16 protein-coding genes are annotated in these 21995 nt (G+C 64.3%); 7 read left to right on the forward strand and 9 right to left on the reverse strand.

The features are described from left to right. Positions 1 to 10: 10 nt before the first annotated feature. The 4 genes from ACWHXP_RS23710 to ACWHXP_RS23725 all read right to left on the reverse strand — a co-directional run bounded on the left by ACWHXP_RS23710 (position 11) and on the right by ACWHXP_RS23725 (position 4701). Positions 11 to 745: an aspartate/glutamate racemase family protein gene (locus ACWHXP_RS23710; RefSeq protein WP_489634911.1), complete on the reverse strand. Its 735-nt coding sequence runs from the start codon at positions 743 to 745 to the stop codon at positions 11 to 13. Positions 746 to 784: 39 nt separating this feature from the next. Then, the gene (locus tag ACWHXP_RS23715; RefSeq protein ID WP_121040597.1) at positions 785 to 2236 is read right to left on the reverse strand and encodes an NCS1 family nucleobase:cation symporter-1; all 1452 of its coding nucleotides are present in this window, start codon (positions 2234 to 2236) and stop codon (positions 785 to 787) included. 223 nt (positions 2237 to 2459) lie between these two features. Next, the gene (locus ACWHXP_RS23720; protein WP_204726984.1) at positions 2460 to 3200 is read right to left on the reverse strand and encodes a GntR family transcriptional regulator; all 741 of its coding nucleotides are present in this window, start codon (positions 3198 to 3200) and stop codon (positions 2460 to 2462) included. Positions 3201 to 3642: 442 nt separating this feature from the next. Next, positions 3643 to 4701 carry an adenosine deaminase gene (locus ACWHXP_RS23725; protein ID WP_489634910.1) on the reverse strand — a complete coding sequence of 353 codons (1059 nt, stop codon included), beginning with the start codon at positions 4699 to 4701 and terminating at the stop codon, positions 3643 to 3645. A gap of 301 nt (positions 4702 to 5002) precedes the next feature. Between ACWHXP_RS23725 and ACWHXP_RS23730 the strand changes: the two genes are divergently transcribed. Continuing rightward, positions 5003 to 5548, forward strand: a complete 546-nt coding sequence (locus ACWHXP_RS23730; RefSeq protein WP_121040593.1) for a hypothetical protein — start codon at positions 5003 to 5005, stop codon at positions 5546 to 5548. Positions 5549 to 5663: 115 nt separating this feature from the next. Here the strand turns inward: ACWHXP_RS23730 and ACWHXP_RS23735 are convergent, their stop codons facing one another. From ACWHXP_RS23735 to ACWHXP_RS23755, 5 genes are all read right to left on the reverse strand, one after another. Beyond that, positions 5664 to 6398, reverse strand: a complete 735-nt coding sequence (locus ACWHXP_RS23735; protein WP_489634909.1) for an amino acid ABC transporter ATP-binding protein — start codon at positions 6396 to 6398, stop codon at positions 5664 to 5666. Next, positions 6379 to 7035, reverse strand: a complete 657-nt coding sequence (locus tag ACWHXP_RS23740; RefSeq protein ID WP_034334373.1) for an amino acid ABC transporter permease — start codon at positions 7033 to 7035, stop codon at positions 6379 to 6381. The genes ACWHXP_RS23735 and ACWHXP_RS23740 overlap by 20 nt, the downstream gene beginning before the upstream one ends. Then, entirely contained in the window at positions 7032 to 7703 is a 672-nt protein-coding gene (locus tag ACWHXP_RS23745; protein ID WP_034334375.1) for an amino acid ABC transporter permease, read from the reverse strand. Before ACWHXP_RS23745 ends, ACWHXP_RS23740 begins: the two co-directional genes overlap by 4 nt. 204 nt (positions 7704 to 7907) lie before the next feature. After that, positions 7908 to 8690, reverse strand: a complete 783-nt coding sequence (locus ACWHXP_RS23750) for a transporter substrate-binding domain-containing protein (RefSeq protein WP_039783710.1) — start codon at positions 8688 to 8690, stop codon at positions 7908 to 7910. Positions 8691 to 8748: 58 nt separating this feature from the next. Then, complete coding sequence (locus tag ACWHXP_RS23755) at positions 8749 to 9495, reverse strand: GntR family transcriptional regulator (RefSeq protein WP_034334379.1); 747 nt, start codon at positions 9493 to 9495, stop codon at positions 8749 to 8751. Positions 9496 to 10038: 543 nt separating this feature from the next. On the opposite strand from ACWHXP_RS23755, the gene ACWHXP_RS23760 reads away from it, so the two are divergent. The 6 genes from ACWHXP_RS23760 to pelF all read left to right on the forward strand — a co-directional run bounded on the left by ACWHXP_RS23760 (position 10039) and on the right by pelF (position 21995). Then, positions 10039 to 13023 (forward strand): bifunctional glycoside hydrolase/polysaccharide deacetylase family protein, encoded by a 2985-nt coding sequence (locus ACWHXP_RS23760; protein ID WP_489634907.1) that lies wholly within the window; start codon positions 10039 to 10041, stop codon positions 13021 to 13023. Continuing rightward, complete coding sequence (locus ACWHXP_RS23765) at positions 12953 to 17047, forward strand: tetratricopeptide repeat protein (protein ID WP_489634906.1); 4095 nt, start codon at positions 12953 to 12955, stop codon at positions 17045 to 17047. Before ACWHXP_RS23760 ends, ACWHXP_RS23765 begins: the two co-directional genes overlap by 71 nt. 140 nt (positions 17048 to 17187) lie before the next feature. Further along, positions 17188 to 17817: a penicillin-binding protein activator LpoB gene (locus ACWHXP_RS23770; protein WP_489634905.1), complete on the forward strand. Its 630-nt coding sequence runs from the start codon at positions 17188 to 17190 to the stop codon at positions 17815 to 17817. Between the two features lie 11 nt (positions 17818 to 17828). Next, positions 17829 to 19319 (forward strand): PelD GGDEF domain-containing protein, encoded by a 1491-nt coding sequence (locus tag ACWHXP_RS23775; RefSeq protein WP_489634904.1) that lies wholly within the window; start codon positions 17829 to 17831, stop codon positions 19317 to 19319. After that, positions 19309 to 20373: a tetratricopeptide repeat protein gene (locus ACWHXP_RS23780; RefSeq protein ID WP_489634903.1), complete on the forward strand. Its 1065-nt coding sequence runs from the start codon at positions 19309 to 19311 to the stop codon at positions 20371 to 20373. Before ACWHXP_RS23775 ends, ACWHXP_RS23780 begins: the two co-directional genes overlap by 11 nt. Then, positions 20370 to 21995 (forward strand): GT4 family glycosyltransferase PelF, encoded by a 1626-nt coding sequence (pelF, locus tag ACWHXP_RS23785; RefSeq protein WP_039783712.1) that lies wholly within the window; start codon positions 20370 to 20372, stop codon positions 21993 to 21995. The genes ACWHXP_RS23780 and pelF overlap by 4 nt, the downstream gene beginning before the upstream one ends.

Genomic DNA, 21995 nt, shown 5'->3' on the forward strand with positions numbered 1-21995 from the left:
GCAGGGAAAATCACACACGTGCAAAACCGCTGAGCAATCCATGATAAGCCTTGGGCAAAGGCCGCGCCCATTCACCACCCTTGGCCGTGCCCAACCCCAGCGCCACCAGCGACTCCGCCAGCTTGACCGCTGCGGTCACCCCATCGATCACCGGTGCACCAATGTCACGGCCAATGGCCGCACACAGGTCAGCCATGCCGGCACACCCCAGCACGATGGCCTCGGCCCCGTCTTCAGTCAGCGCACGCCGGCACTCGTCGGTAATGCGCGCCCGCGCATCGGAAGCCGGATTCTCCAGCTCCAGCACCGCAATCTCGCAGGCGCGCACGTTACGGCAAAAACGCTGCATGCCGTAACGCTCGGCCAGATGCCAGGCCATGCCGCTGGTGCGCGCCAGCGTGGTCACCACCGAGAAGGAGGGGGCGACCAGGCTGGCCATGTGCATCGCCGCTTCGGCAATCCCGATCACCGGTCCCCGCGCCAGCTCGCGCGCGGCCGCCAAGCCAGGGTCGCCGAAACAGGCAATCACGTAGGCGTCCACTCCCTCGCGCTCGCCCTGCTCGATTTCCTGCAGCAGGCCCGGCACGGCCAGCGCCTCGTCATAGTGGCTCTCGATGGAGGCCGGCCCCATCTGCGGACTCACGCCCGTGATCTCGGTGCCGGGTGCCGCCACCTGACGGGCGCAGGCGGTCATGGCCTCGGTCATGCTCATGGTGGTATTGGGATTGATCAGCTTGATGCGCATGCTTGTTCCTTGATGCAATGAAGTCCAGGTCGGTGACGCTCAACGCTTGCGCGCGAACATCAGATAGAACACCGCGCCCAGCGCCGCACCGATGAACCACGAGAAGTCCGCCGCTTTGCGCAGCTGCGGCAGCATCACGCAGGCCACGCACACGGCTGCGGCCAGCACCAGCGCCTTGACCGCATCACGGTTCACGCCATTGGTGTACCAGTAGCGGCCTTCGGGACGCATGGTGTAGAGATCCTCAACCTTTACCTGGCGCTGCTTGACCAGGTAGTAGTCCGACAGCAGGATGCCGTACAGCGGGCCGATGAAGCCGCCCAGCACATCCAGCGTGTAGTGGATCACTTCCGGATTGCCGAACAGATTCCAGGGCGTGATGAAGATCGAGGCCGTGGCCGCGATCATGCCGCCGGCGCGCCAGCTGATGCGGCTGGGCGAGAGATTGGAAAAGTCGAAGGCCGCCGAGACGAAATTGGCCACGATGTTGATGCCGATGGTGGCCGTCAGGAAGGTCAGCGCGCCGATCACCGCAGCCGTGGTGCTGTCGATGCGCGAGACGGTTTCCACCGGGTCGGTGATCAGCTCACCAAACACGGCGATGGTGGCAGAAGTCGTCACCACCGTGACTATCGAGAAGGCCAGGAAGTTGACCGGCAGGCCCCAGAAGTTGCCGCGCTTCACATCGGCGAAAGTATGGCAGTAGCGGGAGAAGTCGCCGAAGTTGAGCATCGGCCCCGAGAAATAGGACACCACCAGCGAGATCGCCGTGATCATCACCGAGACCGCCGCCCAGCCGCTGTACTTGATCTCGCCCAGGTTCAGGCCGACATTCTGCCAGCCGGCCTTGTAGATCATCCAGCCCGCCAGGATGAACATGACCACATAGACCGCCGGACCGGCAAAGTCGATGAACTTCTTGATGGTCTCCATGCCGTTCCAGAACACCAGCGCCTGCAGCACCCACAGCAGCAGGAAACCGCCCCAGCCCAGCGTGGAGAGGCCGGCGAAGGAGTGCACATGAACATCGGCATAAGGCTTCAGTTCCGGGAAGAACTTCAGCACCACCACCACGAAGGCGGCCGAAGCCAGGTAAGTCTGGATGCCATACCAGGCCACCGCGATCAGGCCGCGGATCATGGCGGGGACGTTGGCGCCCAGCACGCCAAAGGACAGGCGGCTCATCACCGGATAGGGCACGCCATGCGCCTGGCTGGGACGCGCCACCAGGTTGCACAGCAGGTAGACGATGCTGATGCCGATCAGCAGCGAGATCAGCACCTGCCAGCTGGTCAGGCCCAGGGCGAACAGGCTGCCGGCAAACACGTAGCCGCCCACGCTGTGCACGTCGGACATCCAGAAGGCAAAGATGTTGTAGGAACCCCAGGTCTGCTTCTTCAGCGGGGCAAGGTCTTCATTGGTCAGGCGCGCGTCGTCGGCGCCGGCGAGATAGGCGCCGGGTGCAGCGGAGGGGGAAGCATCGGTAGTCATGGCCGGTCTCCATCAGAGAGAAAGGTTGGGTGAAACGAATCACGCCCGGCCGCAGCCGGGCTGTTCAACGGACTTCCTGCATGCTCTTGTCGGCATGGTGGTGGTCACACGGTCGGTATTGCATTCGGCCGCGCGACGTGGCCCTGTTTGTTTCTCACTTCCTTCTTCCATCTTCCTGATCCGCCCTGGCGGGAAAATCAGGGTGTGCGCGCCGGCCCGTGGGTCACAGTCCCTTGCCGAGCACGGCACGCAGATCGAACTGATCATCCGCATCCGGCCGTACCCGGTCCTCGCACAAATGCAAGTGATGTGCCATATGCGACTGGGCAGCGGCAACATCGCCTTTTTCCAGCGCTTCCAGCACGGTCTCGTGTTCATCGAAGGAGCAGGCGTTGTGGCCCGGCGCCTCCGTCTTGGCAATCATCAGCGTGGTGCGCGAAACCAGCTTGCGCAGCGTCTCCACCAGCAGCGCATTGCCCGTCAGCTCCGCCAGCGCCAGGTGGAACTGGGCGGAAAGCCGGATCCAGCGCGGCCGGTCACCGTTCAGATAGCAATCCCGCTCTTCCTCTACCATGCGCCGCAAGCCGGCGATCTGGCGCGTACCCGCCTCGCGCCCGACCTTCTCCAGCACCGCATGTTCGAGGATGTTGCGCAACTCGAACATGTCGCGCACCTCGGCATGCGAAGGGCTGGCGATGAAGGCGCCCCGGTTGGCTTCCAGATCCACCATGCCCTCCGAGGCCAGGCGCGACAGCACCTTGCGCACCGTGTGGCGGGCCGTGTCGTAGATCTGGCACAGGGTCTGCTCGGTCAGCTTGGTACGCGGCGGCAGGCGGTGTTCCATGATCGCGTCATAGATGTCCTGGTACATCCTCTCCTCGACCGCTCCCGTGCTTTCGCGCTCGCGCGCACTGGCGCGGCCCGGGGCGGCAGGGGGGCGTGCGGTTTTGCTGGCTTTGTTCATGATGCTCATGCTCTGGCTGGAATGACTGTCTGGAAGGTCTTGCCGGTCAACAACGAGGCGCATGGATCGTCAACAATCTGAAAATGGATTTGCAACAAAACGGGGCTCATTCTGCACCAAAAAGAATGCCCTGTGACCCTCTTTGGGTCACCGCCGACGCGACTTTCGATGCTGCGACGCAGCGCCGATGGGGCAAACTTCCCTTGTGAACAATGGCGTACCGCATGCTGCATGGCGTAATCTTGATTTCAAAAATTGTTGTCAATCCGTGCGTTCGATTGCGGCAAAAACGGGTGGTCAATGGTGCCGGTGGCGCGCTGCAAAAGACGGGCCGGACCGTCGCCAATCCCCTGTAACTCCTATGCAAGAAGCGTGCTTGACCGCAAGGGATATGAAAACGCCCGGCACATGGCCGGGCGCGGTATTGCAAGCTGCGGCAGGTTTAGTGGCTGGCGGCGTACTGTTCCAGCTCCTGGTGCAGGGTGGCCTTGTCTTCGTCGGACAGGAAGCAGGCGTCGATGCCATTGCGGGCCAGCTGCAGCACCTGCTCGCGCGAGAGGTTCAGCGAGCGGGCGACAGCGTGGTAGTTGGCGTTGATGTAGCCGCCGAAATAGGCCGGGTCGTCGGAGTTGACGGTCACGGCCAGGCCGGCATCGAGCAGGCGTGCCAGGTTGTGCTCGGCCATGTCCTTGACCACGCACAGCTTCAGGTTGGACAACGGGCACACCGTCAGCGGCGTGCGCTGTTGCGCCAGACGCTGCATCAGGGCCGGGTCTTCCTCGCTGCGCACGCCGTGGTCGATGCGTTCGACGTGCAGCACGTCCAGCGCGCCGATCACGTAGGCGGCCGGACCTTCTTCACCGGCGTGGGCCACCAGGCGGAAGCCCAGTTCACGGCAGCGGGCGTAGACGCGTTCGAACTTCTCCGGCGGATTGCCGCGTTCGGAGGAATCCAGGCCGATGCCCAGCCACAGGTCGGCGTACTGCTCGCGCAGCGGCAGTGCCGCTTCCAGGGTGGCGAAGGCGTCCTCTTCGGAAAGATGGCGCAGGAAGGACATGATCATCACGCTGCCGAAGCCATCGCGACGGCGCGCATCGCGCAGGGCGGCGGCGATGCCGGCGAACACGGTAGCGATCGGAATGCCGCGCTCGGTGTGGGTTTGCGGATCGAAGAAGATCTCGGCATGGCGCACGTTGTCGGCTTGCGCGCGGGCAATGTAGGCGGCGGTCATGTCGTAGAAGTCCTGCTCGGTGCGCAGCACGTTGGCGCCCGCGTAGTAGAGATCGAGGAAGGACTGCAGGTCGCTGAAGTTGTAGGCCGCGCGCAGGTCCTCGACCGAAGCGTAGGGCAGGGCGACGTTGTTGCGCTGGGCCAGGGCGAACATCAGCTCGGGTTCCAGCGTGCCTTCGATGTGCAGGTGCAGTTCGGTTTTCGGCAGGCCGGCGATGAAACCGTCCAGCGCGGCGCCGGTAGCGGAGGAAGAAATGACAGCTGAGCTCATGGAAACGACCCTTCAAAAATGGCAGAAACAGGGAAGGCGGGCGCGGGAACAGACCCGCGAGCGCCGCGCGACACCTCGCCGCGCCAGCATAGCCGCCTTCCGGACCCCGCATTATCACGCAAATCGCAACCCTGGCTCCACAAAGGTAAAAGCCGGTATGTCGCTGAACCAAAGAGGCTGCGTGAGTTCCGAGCAGCAGTGCTGCGGCCTCTCGCCGGGCGGGACTTTGGCAGGGATGCAACTAAATCTCGCCAGCATCGGGCAAGCCATGTTTAAATGCTAAGCTTCTTGGGGGAAACGAATGCGCAAGTCGATCAGGGAAAGCATGCAGTGGATCGTGGGTGGCACCGTACTGGTGGCCATGTCGGGGTGTTCCATGATGCCGTGGACCGAAGCCGAGGACCCGACGGTGGTACCGTACAAGACGGTCCTGAGCGGTTCTTACCAGGGTTTCCTGAAGAACTGGGATGAGCAGCGTCAGCCGGTTTTCTGTGCCCTGATCCGCAGCCGCGCCGAGTGGGACCGCTGGATGCAGCCGGCCCCGGTGATGAACGACAAGCGTCCCTTCGGTCCTTCGGCCGATCATTTTGAACGCAAGCAATATCTGGTGGTGGCGCGCAGCATGACCGCGCCGGATGCGGCGGAACGTCCCCATGTCTTCACGCCCTTGTCGCTGCGTCTGCGCGACGGCACCCTGCGTCTGAACTATCTCTATCGCGCACCGGCTTCCGGCGCTTCGTATCGCATCAAGGATTACCTGATGGTGGCCATTCCCAAAGAACGGTTCACGACGGGGCCGGTGGTGTTTTATGAGAATGACCGGAAGGTGTGTGAAGTGGAGCGGTAACGCCCAGGCTGGCCCAATGGTCAGCCACATCCGTGCAGGACCTGAACGAAAAAAAGCCGAAGGCGAGAGCACCTTCGGCTTTTTCATTTCTGACTCCGTCTGACATATGGCGGCTTCAAGCCCCTTGCGTCATCCCGATGAACTGCTGCAATTCCGGCGTCTTGGGATTGCCGAACAATTCCTCCGGCGGTCCGATCTCATGCACCTTGCCCTGGTGCATGAACACCAGCCGGTTGCAGACCTCGCGCGCAAAACGCATCTCGTGCGTCACCATCAACAGCGTCATGCCTTCCTTGGCCAGGCCGCGCATGACGGCCAGCACTTCGTTGACCAGTTCCGGATCCAGCGCCGAGGTGATCTCGTCGCACAGCAGCGCCTGCGGATTCATCGACAGCGCGCGCGCAATCGCCACGCGCTGCTGCTGGCCGCCGGAGAGTTGGTCCGGAAATGCATCAAACTTGTGACCCAGCCCGACCTTCTCCAGATTGGCCTTGGCCGTGGCCATCGCTTCGGCTTCGCTCGTGCCCTTCACGATCATCGGCGCAATCATCACGTTGCGGCCCACCGAGAGATGCGGGAACAGGTTGAACTGCTGGAAGATCATGCCGACCTTCAGCCGCAGGTTGCGCAGCTCCAGTTCGCTCGCACCCAGCTTGGCACCGGCCACGCTGATGTTGCCCTCGTCGATGCTCTCCAGGCCGTTGATACAGCGCAGCAGCGTGGACTTGCCCGAGCCGCTCTTGCCGATGATGGCGATCACTTCACCGGGCTCGACGTCCAGGCTGATGCCCTTGAGGACTTCGTTGTCGCCGAAGCGTTTCTTGACGTTGTCAATGGCGATGAGCGGCATTGTATTTCCTTTCTAAAGACTGGCTGTACTTGGACAGCGGCCAGCAAAGCACGAAGTAGAAGGCACCCACGATGGCAAACACCGTGAAGGGGCGGAAGGTGGCATTGGTGATGACGGTGCCGGCCTTGGACAATTCGATGAAGCCGATGATGGAGGTCACCGCCGTCGACTTGATGATCTGCACGCCAAATCCCACCGTCGGTGCAATCGCGATACGGAAAGCCTGCGGCAGCACGATGTAGCGCATCTGCTGGAAGTAGCCCATGGCCAGCACCGATGAGGCTTCCCACTGCCCCTTGGGAATGGCTTCCACGCAGCCGCGCCAGATCTCGGCGAGATACGACGCGCTCCAGCACATCAGCGCCAGTCCCGCCGCCAGCCAGGCCGGCACTTCGATACCGAACAGCGCAATGCCGAAGAAGACCAGGAACAACTGCATCAGCAGCGGCGTGCCCTGGAACAGTTCGATGTAGAGCCGGGCGACTTGTCGCAGCCAGTTCTGGCGCGAAGTGCGCATGAACAGGATGATCAGGCCCAGTGCGCCACCGAGCACGAAGGTGACCAGCGACAGGACGATGGTCCAGCGCCACGCCAACATCAGGTTGCGGACGATGTCCCAGGTGGTGAACGTGATCATGCGGTCCTCCGGGCGGTGATGAAGTGGTTGCCGATCAGGCGCAGCAACTGGCGCAGCAGGATGGCCAGCACCAGGTAGATGGCGGTGGCGACGATATAGGCTTCGAAGGCGCGGAAGTTGCGGCCCTGGATGTAGTTGGCCGCGAAGGACAATTCTTCCACCGCGATCTGCGAACACACCGCCGAGCCCAGCATGACGATGACCACCTGCGAAGACAGTGCCGGCCAGATCTTCTGCAGCGCCGGACGCAGGATGATGTGGCGGAAGATCTGCCCGCGCGACATCGACAGCGATTGCGCCGCCTCGATCTGCCCGCGCGGAATCGCTTGTACGCCGGCGCGGATGATCTCGGTGCTGTAGGCCCCCAGGTTGATCACCATGGCCAGGATGGCAGCGGTGATTTCACTGATGTGGATGTTCAGCGAAGGCAGGCCGAAGAAGATGAAGAACAGCTGCACCAGGAAGGGCGTGTTGCGGATGATCTCCACATAGCCGCTGACGATGGGTTTGAGCCAGCCCGGCCCCTGCGTGCGTGCCCAGGCACCGAAGATGCCCACGGCCACGCCCAGCACGCCGCCGATGGCGATGAGCTCGGCGGTGGTCGCCACACCCTTGACGATGACGTCGGTGTAGTCGAGCGTGGAAAGAAAATCGAATTGATAAGCCATGATGTCGTGTCTGCCCTGCCTCGAAAATGCTGCGTTTGCCGGGTTGTCCGCCTGCCTGCTGCCGGGGTGAAACTGGTTTGCTGCTGTATTGGTACTGTATTGGTGCTCTAGGGCGACCGTATTGCCGTCGCCTTGCTACTGTACTGGTGGATTTCCGCAACTGTCATGCCGCACACCACGAAGGTGTGCGGTCACTCCAGCAAATTACAGGCCAGCCGGCAGCGGCAGGCCCAGCCACTTCTGGGAGATGGCGTTGAGGCTGCCGTCCTTCTTGGCGTCGGCCAGGATGGCGTCGACCTTGTCCTGCAGCTTCTTCTCACCCTTGTTCAGGCCGATGAAGCAAGGCGAATCCTTGATCAGGAACTTGGTCTCGGGCTTCTTGGGCGGGTTCTTGGCGATGATGGCGGCGGCCACGACGTTGCCGGTCGCTACCAGCTGCACCTGGCCGGAGAGGAAGGAGCTGATGGTGCTGTTGTTGTCCTCGTAGCGCTTCACGGTGGCCGAGGCCGGCACGATCTTGGTCAGTTCCAGGTCTTCCACCGAGCCACGGGTGACGGCAATGGTCTTGCCGGCCAGGTCGGCGGCGCTCTTGACCGGCAGGTCGGCCGGGCCGAACACGCCATTGAAGAAGGGCGCATAGGCAGCGCTGAAGTCGATCACCTTCTCACGCTCGGCGTTCTTGCCCATGCTGGAGATGACCAGGTCGACTTTCTTCGTGGTCAGGTAGGGAATGCGGTTGGCGCTGGAGACCGGGATCAGTTCGACCTTCACGCCCATCTTCTTGGCGATCAGGTTGGCCACGTCGATGTCGAAGCCCAGCGGCTTGAGGTCGCTGTCGACCGAGCCGAACGGCGGGAAGTCGGCCGGCACCGCCACGCGCAGCGTGCCGTGCTTCTGGATATCGTCCAGGGCGTCGGCGCGGGCAGCCGAAGCGGAGAACATCATGGCGCCGGCCATCAGGCCGAGCAGGAGTTTGGTCAGTTTCATAGCAGTTTCCCTTGGGTTGACGTCATTGACTACGTTGATGAGTGGCCTGTTGTGCAGCTCAAGGCCGTTTGCTTTCCTGGCGTGGCAGTCCGGTCTCGCCCGCAGCCCCCTGCCGCGACACCGATGCCAGCGCCTGTCGCAGCGGTTCCAGCGGATCGCTGCTGCGCACCTGGGTGAGCCCTGATTCCACATGCTGCAGGTGGTCCTGCATCAGTTGCTCTGCCCGTTCCAGATCGCCGCGTTCCAGCGCCTCGACGATCAATACATGTTCCGAACATGAATCCTCGGCCTGCTCCGACGACTGGTGCAGCATGGCCGTCAGGGTGGTACGCGCGGTCAGGTCGCGCAGCGTTTCCGACAGCAGCGAGTTGCCCAGGCATTCGCACAGGCAGACATGGAAGTCCCCCAGCAGATAGCTGCGCGCCCCCACATCGGCCCCGGCGATGGCCGCCTCTTCGCGTGCGATGTGATCGCGCAGCTGGCCGATGGCCTGCGCGCTGATCGGCCGCACCCGCGCCTGACGCAACAGCCCCAGTTCGATCACGCGGCGTGCCTCGAAGGCTTCGCGCGCCTGTTCGGCAGTCGGCTCGATGACGAACCAGCCACGCCGGGCACTGACGGTGACGATGCCACGCGCCATGAGCCGGGTCAGCGCTTCGCGCACCTGGGTACGCGAGACGCCGAACAGGTCGGCCAGCTGCTGCTCGCCCAAGCGCGTCCCCGGTGCCAATTGCTTGGCGAGGATGGCCTCGGTGATGCGGACCGCAATCTGCGACGACGACTTGGCGGAAGGATCGGTGTTCATATCCCCTCATCAGCAAGTTGTGTGCCACGCTGATATACAAGATTGGCATACAACAAGCCGCGACGATTATTGGCGGCCAGACGCCGGTGTGGCAAGGGTTTGCGCGGGGTGTCGCAATGTGGTCACGCTGGCGGGAGGGCGGGTGATGCGGCGCAAAATGGGCGAAATGAAGGAGTGGGCGCAGGGCTTGCCTGCTTTTGGTGCGCTTGAGCCTGCCACACGCGGGTTTGGGCTGCCCTGCTTTTGTGCGCCGCATTGTCGAATATGAATGCATTGGCAATTTCAGGCAGCGGATTATCTTGGATGGACGTCAAAATATTCACATCAAGAGTCATCGAAATTCCCTTCAAGTAATAAACTTGCAGTTGAATCTAGTTAGAATCTGATACAAATTGCTAACAAGTACGCAGGGAAAATCCTGCAAATTTAACAAGAACAAGGATGGAAGCTCATCCATGTCAGGATTTTCCGGATTTCCGCAATGCCGCAGCCGTGGTTTCATACGGCCTGCCAAATTGATAACAAATCCATCAGGGAGAGCCCGTGCCGCGCTCTGCAGCAAGCCAAGCCATACAACAAACAGCCGGCCGGACCTGGCGCGCCTTGCGGGCGCTGGCCTGGACCCTGGCCGCCAGCGCGGCGGCGCTGGTGACCGGTGCAGCGCCGGCCCAGAACCCGGCGGCGGCCACGGCGGCCGCGCCCACCTCGATCGCCTTCTATTACGGCCCCAATCCCCCGCTGGCTGACCTGCAGGCCTTTGACGTGGCCGTGGTGGAACCGGCCTTCGTGCGCGACCCGGCCGCACGCACGCGCAGTGCGGCCAACGGGGCGCACCAGCTGTTTGCCTATGTCTCGCTGGGCGAGGTCCAGCCTTCGCGGCCTTACTACAAGCAGATGCCGACCGGCCTGCTCAAGGGCGACAACGCCGCCTGGGGCAGCCGCGTGATCGACCAGACCGCGCCCGGCTGGCGTGACTTCTTCCTCGACAAGATCGTGGCGCCCTTGTGGGCGCAGGGCTGGCGCGGTTTCTTCCTCGACACGCTGGATTCCTACCAGCTCTTTGCCAAGACCGATGCCGAACGCGCCGCCCAGACGCAGGCCATGATCGCCACGTTGCGCGAATTCAAGCGCCGCTATCCGGAGGCGAAGCTGATTCTCAATCGCGGCTTCGAACTGTTCCCCGATGTGGCTCCGCTGACGTATGCGGTGGCTGCCGAATCGCTCTATCGCGGCTACGACGCCGGCCGCCGCAGCTATGGTGCCGTCACCGACAATGACCGCGCCTGGCTCTCCGGCCAGCTGCGTACCATCCGCGACCGCTATCGCCTGCCGGCCATCGCGATCGATTACGTCGACCCGTTCCAGCCCGGTGCCCGCGCCCTGGCGCGCGAGACGGCCAAAAAGATCAGCGCCGACGGCTTCCTGCCCTGGGTGGCCGATGGCACGTTGATGTCCATGGGCGTGTCCAGTGTCGAACTGGTGCCGCGCAATGTGCTGGTGCTGCTGGATGTGGCTCAGGGCGATGACCTGCATACCACCGAGGCCCAGCGCTTCCTCGGCATCCAGCTGAATCACCTCGGCTTGCGCTATGAATTCCGTGAAGTCGGCCGCGAGGGCCTGCCCACCGAGCCACTGGCCGGACGCTATGCCGGCGTGGTGACCTGGTTCCGCAGCGGTACCGATCACCAGCGCCTGGGCCCGTGGATCGGGCAGCGCATCAAGGAAGGTGTGCCGGTGGCCATCTTCAATGCCTTCGGTTTCCAGATGACCAAACTCAGCGCCGGCATGCTGGGGCTGACCAGTTTTTCCGCCCCTGCGCCGGAACAGCTGGTGGTCACGCAAGCCGATCCCGAACTGATGGGTTTCGAGACCAAGCCGCGCGTGGACCGCACGCAGCTGGAGCTGGTGCGCCTGACCGACCCTGCCGCCAAGTCGCTGCTGCGCATGAAGGATGGCCGCAACAACATCTACGATGCCGCCGCCATCATGCCCTGGGGCGGATTCGCCCTGGCCCCGTTCGCCACTACCACGCTGCAGGTGATGGATCCGCCGCGCTGGGTGCTGCAGCCCATGCTGTTCCTCAAGCGCGCGCTGCGCCTGCCTGCCATTCCGGTGCCGGACGTGACCACCGAGGGCGGCCGCCGCATCCAGACCAGCCACCTCGATGGCGATGGTTTTCCTTCCAAGGCCGAATATCCGGGCTCGCCCTTTGCGGTCGAAGTGCTGCAGCGGGAGATCTGGGACCGCTACCGCTTCCCCGTGACGGTCTCGGTGGTGGAGGGCGAGCTGAGCCCGCAGGGCGTCTATCCGCAGCTCTCCGCACAGACCACGGCGCTGGCGCGCAAGATGTTCACGCTGCCTTATGTGGAGCCGGCCAGCCATTCCTTCTCGCATCCCTTCAACTGGGCCGATGCGATGTATGACACTCGCACTGCCGACATCAACCAGATGGATGGCGATGCCTCGCGCACGCTGGACATCCCCAACTACAAATTCAACCTGCAGCGCGAGATCAAGGGGTCGATGGACTACATCAACAAGACCCTGCTGCCGCCCGGCAAGAAGGCTGAAGTCTTCCTCTGGACCGGCAACTGCGTGCCGCCGCCCGAGGCCATCGCCCAGACTTATCTGGACGGTTTCCTCAACATGAACGGCGGCGACACCATGATCACCAGGAGCCGCAACACCTGGACCGACATCGCCGCGCAGGGGGTGCGCAAGCAGGGCTGGTACCAGGTCTTCGCGCCCAACCAGGACGAGAATGTCTACACCGGCAACTGGACCGGTCCCTTCTACGGTTTCGAGCGCGCCATAGAAAGTTATGAACTGACCGGCGAGCCGGTCCGCTTCAAGGCGGTGGACATCTACTACCACTTCTATGCCGGCACCAAGCCCGCCTCGGTGGCAGCCCTGCACAAGATCCACCGCTGGGCGGAGGCGCAGCCGTTCACGCGGCTGTACGTCTCGCAGTACATCCGCAAGGTCATCGATTTCGAAAACACCAGCATCGCCCGCACCGCCGATGGCACGCTGGTGTATCGCACCGGCGAGTATCTGCGCACGCTGCGCATCCCGGCCGATGCGCCTGACGTGGATTTGTCACAGCCCGGCATCGCCGGGATCGCACCGGGCCCGAGTGGCCGTTACCTGATCACGTCGGCCGGCGAAGTGCGCATCCGCCAGCGCAGCAGCAGCGAGCAATCCGATGCGTCGCCGGCCTTGCCCATGCTGCTGGAAGCGGCCGGCCAGGTCGGTGATTTCCAGCGCAGCATCAACGGCAACAAGGCCGAGCTGCGTTTTTCGCTCACCGCCAATGGCGTGACGACCTTCAGCGTCAGCGGCGCGCGCGCCTGTACCGCTACCGCCGATGGCGTGGCGCTGGCCAAGGGCAAGTCGGTCAGCATCACCGGCCAGGCGTGGTACCGCAATTTCACCGCCAAGACTGCAGTTCATCAATATGACATCGGCTCCGCAACCGCCCCGCTCGCGACAACACGGCACCTGGTACTCGTTCAATGCACCTTATGAACGGGCCAGGCTGTTCTCGCCCTGGACGATCGCCGGCTTCGCGCTGGCGGTCGGGACGGTGCTTGCCCTGGTCTATCCCAAGGTCTCGCTGCAGCAGCGGCTGGAAGTGGCCAATGCCAGCGGCAAATCCGACCAGCTGACGGTCGAGTACATCAAGGTCTTCCTCAAGGCCCAGCCCGGCAATGCGGCGCTGCGTGCCGAGCTGGTCAAGCAGATGATCGACCTCGGCCAGTTCGGGGAGGCGCGCGCGCAACTCGCGCTGCTGCAGATGGACAGCAGTGCCGCCGCACGCCTGTCGGCGGCCTGGCTGGAATACCGCATCCGCCAGCAGGAAGTCTTCGCCCTGCCGAAGGATGCGCCCGAGCGCACGTTCTTGCTGGCGCAGTTGCGCGAACAGCTCAATGTGCTGATGACCTATCCGCTCACTGCACAGCAATGGCTGACGCTGTCGCAGGATGCGCTGGCGCTCGGTGACGGCGAGTCTGCCCGCGCTGCCTTCGCGCGCCTGCTGGCCGATCGCAGCACGGCCGACATGTCCTATACCGAAGCGGTGCGCCTGGGCCAGCAGAGTCTGGGCGTGGGCGATTATCACAGCAGCGCGGCCTTCTACCTGCTGGCCATGCAACATGCCGGATCGCTGGCGGCGCGCCGCGAGAATTTCCTCGATGCGATGCGGACCCTGCAGGCCGGCGGCTTCTACCAGGAAGCGCTGGCCGCCGCCGAGGCCAACCTCGGTCCGCTGGCCAATGACAAGACCGTGCTGCTGTACCTGACGCGGCTGGCCCAGGCGGCCAATCGCCCGGATGCCGCCGAGCGTTACGTGAAGCAGTTGCTGCAATTGTCGATGGCGCGTGTGCCGTCGCCGCTGGCGGCTGCGCGGGCCGGGCAGGGGGGCGTGGTGGCCGTGTCCATGCAGGACTTCCGGCAGTCGCTGCAGCAGATGCAATCGCTGCTGCACCACCCTCGGCGCCTGCACAATGAACTGCAGCGCGCGATGCAGCAGGGCCGCCTGTTGCGCGTGGCCGGAGAGAACCAGCCCTCGGCGGCCGATGTGGCTTCCAGCCGCGCGCTGGCCAGGCTGCCCTTCGATGAGGAGATCTACACGCTGGCCTACAACGTCTTCCTGGCCAATCGCAACCTGGTCGATGCGCGCCTGCTGGCGCAATCGGCGGTGCGCCAGCGTCCCGATGACGCGGCCTGGCGCAAGCGCCTGGCCGAGGTCTCCGAATGGAGCGGCGTGCCGGAACAGGCCACGCCGCAATGGCTGGCCTATGCGCGCCTGTCGGGTGACGAGGCGGCGTGGGACAACGTCCTGCGTGCCGCCGCCGGGACCTTTGAACAAGACATGCTGGTGGAGGCCCTGCAGCACAAGATGCAGGTCGAGCCCGGCAATGCGCAGTGGGTCAACCTGCTGGTGGCGCAATACGAAAACATCGGCCAGCCCGAACGCGCCGCCGCCTTGCTGGAAGAGCGTCTGCGTGGCAAGCCGGCCCGCACTCCCGACGCCGCCACCGAGCGCAACGGCACGATGGAAGCGCTGGCCAAGCTGTATCTGCGCATGGGCCGGGATGATGCTGCGCTGGCGACCTTGCGCCGCCAGCGCGAGGAGTTCGGCCCTTCCGCCGCGAACGCCCTGATGACCGCCAATCCCCTGTATCTGCGCGGCCGCCTGGACGATGCGCTGGAAGTGCTGCGCGCTGCCGCCAAGGTGGCACCGGACGGCAATGCCGACTTCTGGCGCACCTATGCGGAAGTGGCGCGCTACATGGGTCTGAATGAAGAGGCGCGCATCGGCTATGACCGCCTGCTGGCCGCAGACCAGGCCGCCGAAGGCGACATGAGCAACATGATGGTGGTCATCCAGGACCGCGAACCGCGCGCCGCCGCCGAGCTGGCCGAGTTCGGTTTCCACCGCACTGGCGTGCCCAATTTCGCGGTGCAGGCGCTGACCTATCGTCTGCGTCTCAATGACCTGGAGGGTGCGCGCAGCTTCCTCGCCAGCCTGACTCCGCAGCAGAATGCGGCATTGGAAAAATACGTTCCTTTCCTCAGCGTGCGTTCCTCGGTCAAGCAATTGCAGCGCGATCTCGAGGGCGCGCGTGCCGACATGCGCCTGGCGCTGTCGCTGGCACCGCGCGCGGCCGATGTGCGGGCCGAGACCCTCTGGGTACTGATCGCCACGCGCGATGCCGCACTGCTCAATCGCGCCATGACGATGTGGGCCCATGATGCCGAGACCACGCCGCAACTGTGGGGACCGTACGCCGCCGCCAACATGTCGCTGAACCGGCAGAACCAGGCGCTGCACTGGTTCCGCAAATCCGGCTTCCCGCACGACGATTACCTGTGGCTGATGAGTTATGCCGAGGCGCTGGATGCCACCGGCCAGCCCGACCTGGCCTGGCGCATCCGCCGCCATGCCTGGCTGGAAGTGCGCAATCCGCAATTGCTGCGCAATGTCCCGCCCGGGCAATTGCATGAATGGCGCGATCGTCTGGCGGCGCTGGCACCGCTGTTCATGAGCGCCGACGACAGCGCCCGCGTCATGCGCGCACTGTTGCGCAGCGATGTGACGCTGCCACCGCGGCCGGACGGCCAGTCCACGCCCGCCAATGGCCCGGCCCTGCTCAAGGACATGCAGCAAGCCGCGCGCAGCGATGCCGTCCAGCGCAGCCAGGATGAGGTGCGATCAGCGCAACTGGCCGAGGGGCCGGCAGCACTGTTTGCGCCCACCACCGACACCGGCCAGCGCCCGGGCGATGATGCGCGCTTGTCTTCCGGTGCACGCGAACTGGCGCTGGCCTATGCGATGAACCAGAACCAGTCCGACCTGGCCCGCACCTGGCTGGCCACGCGCTTTGCCAAACAGCTCGACAAGCCCCTGTGGGGCGAGCTGGCCATGGCCCTGGGCAACGATGATCGCCAGCGCTTGAATGCCATGCTGGACAACCTGGCCGACTGGCTGCCCATGTATGACCGCGTTGAAGCGGCCCGCGTGGCCGGGCGCGTCGGCCTGGCACAGACGCTGGCCTTCGACCAGCTCGAACGCCTGCCCGCTGACGATGAACTGCACGGACGGCTGACCGGCCTGGTGACCGATGAGCCGCCGCGCTTCTCGGCGGGCTACACCGCCACGCGCGAATTCCCGCTGGCCACCAAGCTGTTCACGGTCAACACCGGCGTGGCGCTCACGCCGGGCACGCGCTTCTCCGTCGGCTACACCGAACGGCACCAGACCGTGGACGACACTACCCTGCTGGGCGCTGTGCCGGCGGTGGACCGCCTCTTCGAATTCACCTTGCGCCGTCGCATCGAGGATGGGTTCGTCAGCGCCAGCCTGCAGCACCGCGACGCGATGACTTCCTTCAATGGCCTGCGCCTGGAATTCTCGCAGCAGCTCACGCCCAAGCTCACGCTCTCCGGCAATGGCGGGCTGAACCTGGCGGCCATCGATTCGGCCTTGATCCGCGTGGGCGGACGGCGCAGCGGCGGCGAACTGAACCTGAACCTGCAATTGAGCCGTACCGAATACCTGCGCCTGGGCGGCGGCCTGCAGCGCTACCAGACGCAATCCGGCACGGCACTCGGCAATGGCCGCACCCTCAATGCCGAAATCGGGACGCACTTGCGCGTGGAGTATCCCAACCTGACCCTGCGCGGCTTCGTCAACGATGCCAAGTTCAGCGATCGCGGCGCCAGTGATGACCAGATCGCACGCCTGGTCCCGGCCGGCAACGATCCGACGGGCTTTCGCTACATGCCGCTGGATGCGCGCTCGTGGGGTGTCGCACTGGGTGCCGGCACCGTCATCGAAAATGCCTACACGCGCGCCTGGCGTCCTTATGCGGAGTTCGGCCTGACCCGCACCTCCGACATCGGCTGGGGCCGCAACCTGCGCGCCGGGGTGGCCGGCAGCGTGCTGGGGCAGGACGTGTTGTCGGTAGCGGCGCAGAGCACCAGCGCCACGCCCAACACGCCGCAGCGCGGGTTTGAATTGAATGTGCTCTACAAATGGTTCTACTGAATATGAATCTGAAATTGAAACTGCAGGTGAAGGCCTCGCTGTCCGTACCGTGTCGAAATTGATTGATCAATGAAATCGATGAATCAGCTCTCATTAATCTATGGCCGCGAAAGGCCGCGCATTGCTCCAAGGTGACCACCATGACAAACAAGATCCGCTCCACGCTGTTGAAACTCGGCAGCGCTGCCGTACTGGCCCTGGGCCTGGCCGCCTGCTCCACCGCTGACATCGGCCCCGCGCCGGTGGTACCGGCCGACGCACGCTGGGGCTTGCTGCCCTTCGCCAATCACACCGAGACCCCGCAGGCCGGACTGCGTGCCGAGTCGATCTCGGAGAGCATCCTGCGCGCCAATGGCTTGGCCGAGCTGCGCCGCTATCCGGCTTCGCTCAACAATGAAACCCTGTTCGAACCGATGGACCGCAAGCAGCTCGATGCCGCCCTCGACTGGGCACGCAGCGAGAACATCACCTATGCGCTCTCCGGCACCGTCGATGAATGGCGCTACAAGGTCGGCATCGATGGCGAGCCGGCGGTGGGCCTGACGCTGCAGCTGATCGAGGTCTCCAGCGGCAAGGTGGTCTGGGCAGCGGCCGGTGCCAAGAGTGGCTGGAGCCGCGAAGCCTTGTCGGCCGTGGCACAGAAGCTCATGCGCAGCCTGCTGTCGCCCTTGCGCACGCTGGCGCGCACCTCGGCGGCCGTCAATGCGGCCAACGCAGCGGACGCTGCGGCGCAGACCGAGTCCACCGCGCCCGAGATGCAGCGCCCCTGATGGGAGAGAACGTGAACGACAGCCAACGGCCCACTACACCACCGGTCTCAGGACGTCCCGGCGGTGGCCAGCCGTGGGCGGCCAGTCCGCGGCCGGCACCGACGGCGGCGCAGAAGCGCCAGAAGTTCTGGTCACGCCTGTTTACGCGCTTCGATACCGACAGCGGATCACCGCGCAAGGCGGCCCTGCGCATCGTCGAGACCATTGCGCTGGTGGCCGCCGCGCTGGGTGTGGCCTGGTGGCTGGCGCCGGAGGATCCGTTCGGGCTGGAGGCGCAATTCCCCTGGCTGTGGCTGATGCCGGCCATCCTTGCCATGCGCTACGGCAGCACGCTGGGCGTGGTGGCGGTGGCCACCATGCTGGGGGGCTGGTATCTGCTCATGCATGGCCATCATGAAGATGAGGCGCAGGCCGTGGTGTCGGCGGCGCAGGCCTTTCCGCAAGCCTATTTCCTGGGCGGGCTGGTGCTGACGCTGCTGTGCGGCCAGTTCGCCGAAGTGTGGAATGCGCGCAGCCGCCGCCTGCGCGGGGTGAATGCCTATCTGGAAGAGCGCCTGACCATGCTCACCAAGAATCACTTCCTGCTGCGCCTGTCGCATGAGCGGCTGGAACAGGACCTGCTGTCCAAGCCGCTGACCCTGCGTGAATCGCTGGACCGCATGCGCGCCCTCACGCTCACGCAATACCTGCTGGACCCGGGCCGCATGCCGGCACCGGATGCCTTCCTGCAGATCCTGGTGCAGAGCTGCCAGGTGGAGTCGGCCTCGGTGTTTGCCTGCGATGTCCACGGCCACGTCCTGCCTGAGGCGGTGGCCAGCGTGGGCAAGGTCACGCCGCTGGCGGCCGACGACCCGCTGGTGCGCTATTGCCTGACGCAGCAGAAGCTGGGCCATATCCAGACCGAGAGCCTGAACCAGACCCTGCGCAACCAGAGCCGCTATCTGGTCTGTGCGCCCTTGCGCAACTACGAGGGCCGCCAGTTCGGCTTGCTGGTGGTGGAGCAGTTACCCTTCCTGGCCCTCAACGAAGACACGCTGCAACTGATGTCGGTGCTCATCGACTACTACGCCGACGGCATCGAGATGGGCGACAGCGCCCGCGCCATCCTGCAGCAGCTGCCGACCTGCCCGCCGGAACTGGCAGTGGACCTGGTGCGCCTGCATCGCCTCAAGCGCAGCACCGACATCGATTCCTCGCTGGTGGCGCTGGTGTTCGGTGACGACGAACTCTCGCGCGACATGTACGATCAGGTACGCCGTTTGAAGCGCGCCGCCGATGTGGTCTGGACCTACAAGGCCGGTGGCCGCAACGTGTTGATGACCTTGCTGCCGCTGGCCGGACCGGCAGCGGTGGATGGCTACCTGATGCGCATCGAGACCGCTTCGCACGCGCAGTTCGACAACAAGTCACTGGCCAACTTCGCCGCTGCGCACACCGCTGCGCTGGGCAGCGATGAGCCGATGCGCCTCTTGATCAACCTGGCGGAACGCTGTGCTGCTTAAACTCTCCGCTGCCGGTCTGAGTTTCGAGACCGCCTCCGTGGCCCTGCTGCTGCAGGGTGGCAACGGGCTGGGCGTACTCTCCGGTTATCTGCTGCTGCACCTGGCCTCCTCGGCGCTGTTCGCGCTGGCCATCGCGCAGGTGGCCCCGCCGCAGTACCGGCGTCCGCGCACGGCCTTGCTGCTGTATTTGTTCTTCTTCAATTTCTTCATTCCCATCGGCGGCGTGCTGTGTGCCGTGGTGGCGCTGCTGGTGGCCGTGCTTTGGCCCAAGGACAAACCGGAAGACCATTTCGATACCAGCCAGGCGCCGGCCTTCGTCACTGCGCGCAGGCGCGAGGGCAGCGGTTTTTCCGGCAACCGCGTGCGGGCGCAGCTGGGCAACGTCGCCACCCCCGTGGACAAGCGGCTCAATGCACTGGTGGCGATCCAGAGCGCGCCCACGCGCGCCAGCGGCGCTTCGCTGCGCAGCCTGCTGGGCGATCCGGCGGACGACGTGCGGCTGCTGGCCTATGGCATCCTGGATGGCAAGGAAAAGAAGATCACCCAGCGCATCGTCGACATGCGCAACCACCTCAAGACCGTCTCCGACCCCGAGACCCTGAGCATCCTGCATCAGCAGGTGGCCGAGCTGTATCAGGAACTGATCTACCAGAACCTGGTGCAGGGCGACCTGCTGAACTACTCCTACACCCAGATGCGCGAGCACGCCCGGGCGGCGCTGCAGATCGATGCCGCCCAACCGGGCCTGTGGTTCATGCTGGCGCGCATGGAGCTGGCCAACCGCAACGTGGCCGACGCCGCCGAGGCCATGCAGCGCGCCCATGAATATGGTTTTTCGCGCGTGCGTCTCCTGCCTTACCTGGCCGAACTCAGCTTCCTCGAACACGACTACGAACAAGTGCGCAAGCTCTTCATCGAAATGCAATACGATCCCAGCGTGTCCTCGCAGCCGCAGCTGCACCGTTACTGGCGCCATGGCCGGCGCACCATTGCCAACCGGCCTGACACCTTCAGTCCCGCGCCTGCGGGCCGTCCTGGCGGAGGCCGCCGATGAATGCGCCTGTCGTCAAACCGGTCGCCGGCGATGCGTCCTACCAGCGCCGCGCCAAGGACTGCGACGTCATGCTGCTGCTGGAAGGGACCTTCCCGTATGTGAGCGGTGGCGTGTCAAGTTGGGTCAACCAGATCATCCGGGGTTTTCCCGAGATCCGTTTCGGCCTGTGCTTCATCGGCAGTCGGCCTGAGGATTACGGCACCCCCAAGTACGCACTGCCGGACAACGTGGTCCATCTGGAAACGCACTTCATCCACGAACATCTCTCGGCGACGCAGGTGGTGCGTTCGCGCGGCGATGCAGCCGCCTTCGAACGCATCGACGAACTGCATGCCATGTTCCGCGCCTACGATCGCACCGATGCCACCTCGCATTCGGCGCTGGTGGCGCAACTGGGTGAACTGATTCCGATGATGGAAGATGGGGGCAAGATGGACCAGGACACCTTCCTCTTCAGCAAGCGTTCCTGGGATTACCTCGCTTCGCAATACCGCATTTTCTGCACCGATCCTTCCTTCGTCGATTACTTCTGGACCGTGCGCATCATGCACCAGCCGGTATGGACCCTGGCCCGCGTGGCGCGCCAGCTGATCCCGGCGCGCTGCTATCACACCATCTCCACCGGTTACGCGGGCTTCCTCGGGGCGCTGATGAAGATGCAGACCGGCCGTCCGCTGATCCTTTCCGAACACGGCATCTACACCAAGGAACGCAAGATCGACCTGTTCCAGAGCGAGTGGATCCGCGACAACCGAAACGTCTTCGAAAAGGATGCCTCGCAGATCCCCTACTTCCGCGAGATGTGGATCCGCTTCTTCGAGGCGCTGGGCCGGCTGTGCTACCAGGCGTCCAACGACATCGTCGCGCTCTACGAGACCAACCGCCTGCGCCAGATCCATGACGGCGCACCGGCCGAGCGCACGCGCAATATCCCCAACGGCATCGACCTGCCGCGCCTGTCGAAGCTGCGCGCATTGCGCAGCGAGAATATTCCGCCGGTGCTTTGCCTGCTGGGCCGGGTGGTGCCGATCAAGGATGTGAAGACCTTCATCCGTGCCATGCGTACCGTGGTCAACCAGTATCCGGAGGCCGAAGCCTGGATCGCCGGACCGGAAGATGAAGACCCGGCCTATGCCGGTGAGTGCCATGCGATTGCCGATGGTCTGGGCCTGACCGACAAGGTCAAGTTTCTCGGTTTCCAGAAGATCGACGAGCTCATGCCCAAGATCGGACTGGTGGTGCTCTCCAGCATCAGCGAGGCCTTGCCGCTGGTGCTGCTGGAAGGTTTTGCGGCCGGTGTGCCGGCCGTTGCCACCGATGTGGGATCGTGCCGCCAGCTGCTGTATGGACTGTCGGAAGAAGACCAGGCGCTGGGCGCAGCGGGGGATGTGGTCGGCATCGCCCAGCCCCAGGCGCTGGCCGACGCGGCATTGAAACTGCTGACCGATCCGCAGCGCTGGCACGCGGCCCAGGCCGCAGGCATTGCGCGCGTGGAGCGTTACTACACCCAGGACATGATGTTCGGTGCCTACCGTGAGCTGTACCAGCGTTCGCTGGCGCAGGGCGGGCCGGACAGCGACGCCGCATCCGGCCAGCCGCTGCGCTGCCCGGTGCGGCACTGA

It is taken from the genome of Herbaspirillum sp. Her2, assembly GCF_057961375.1.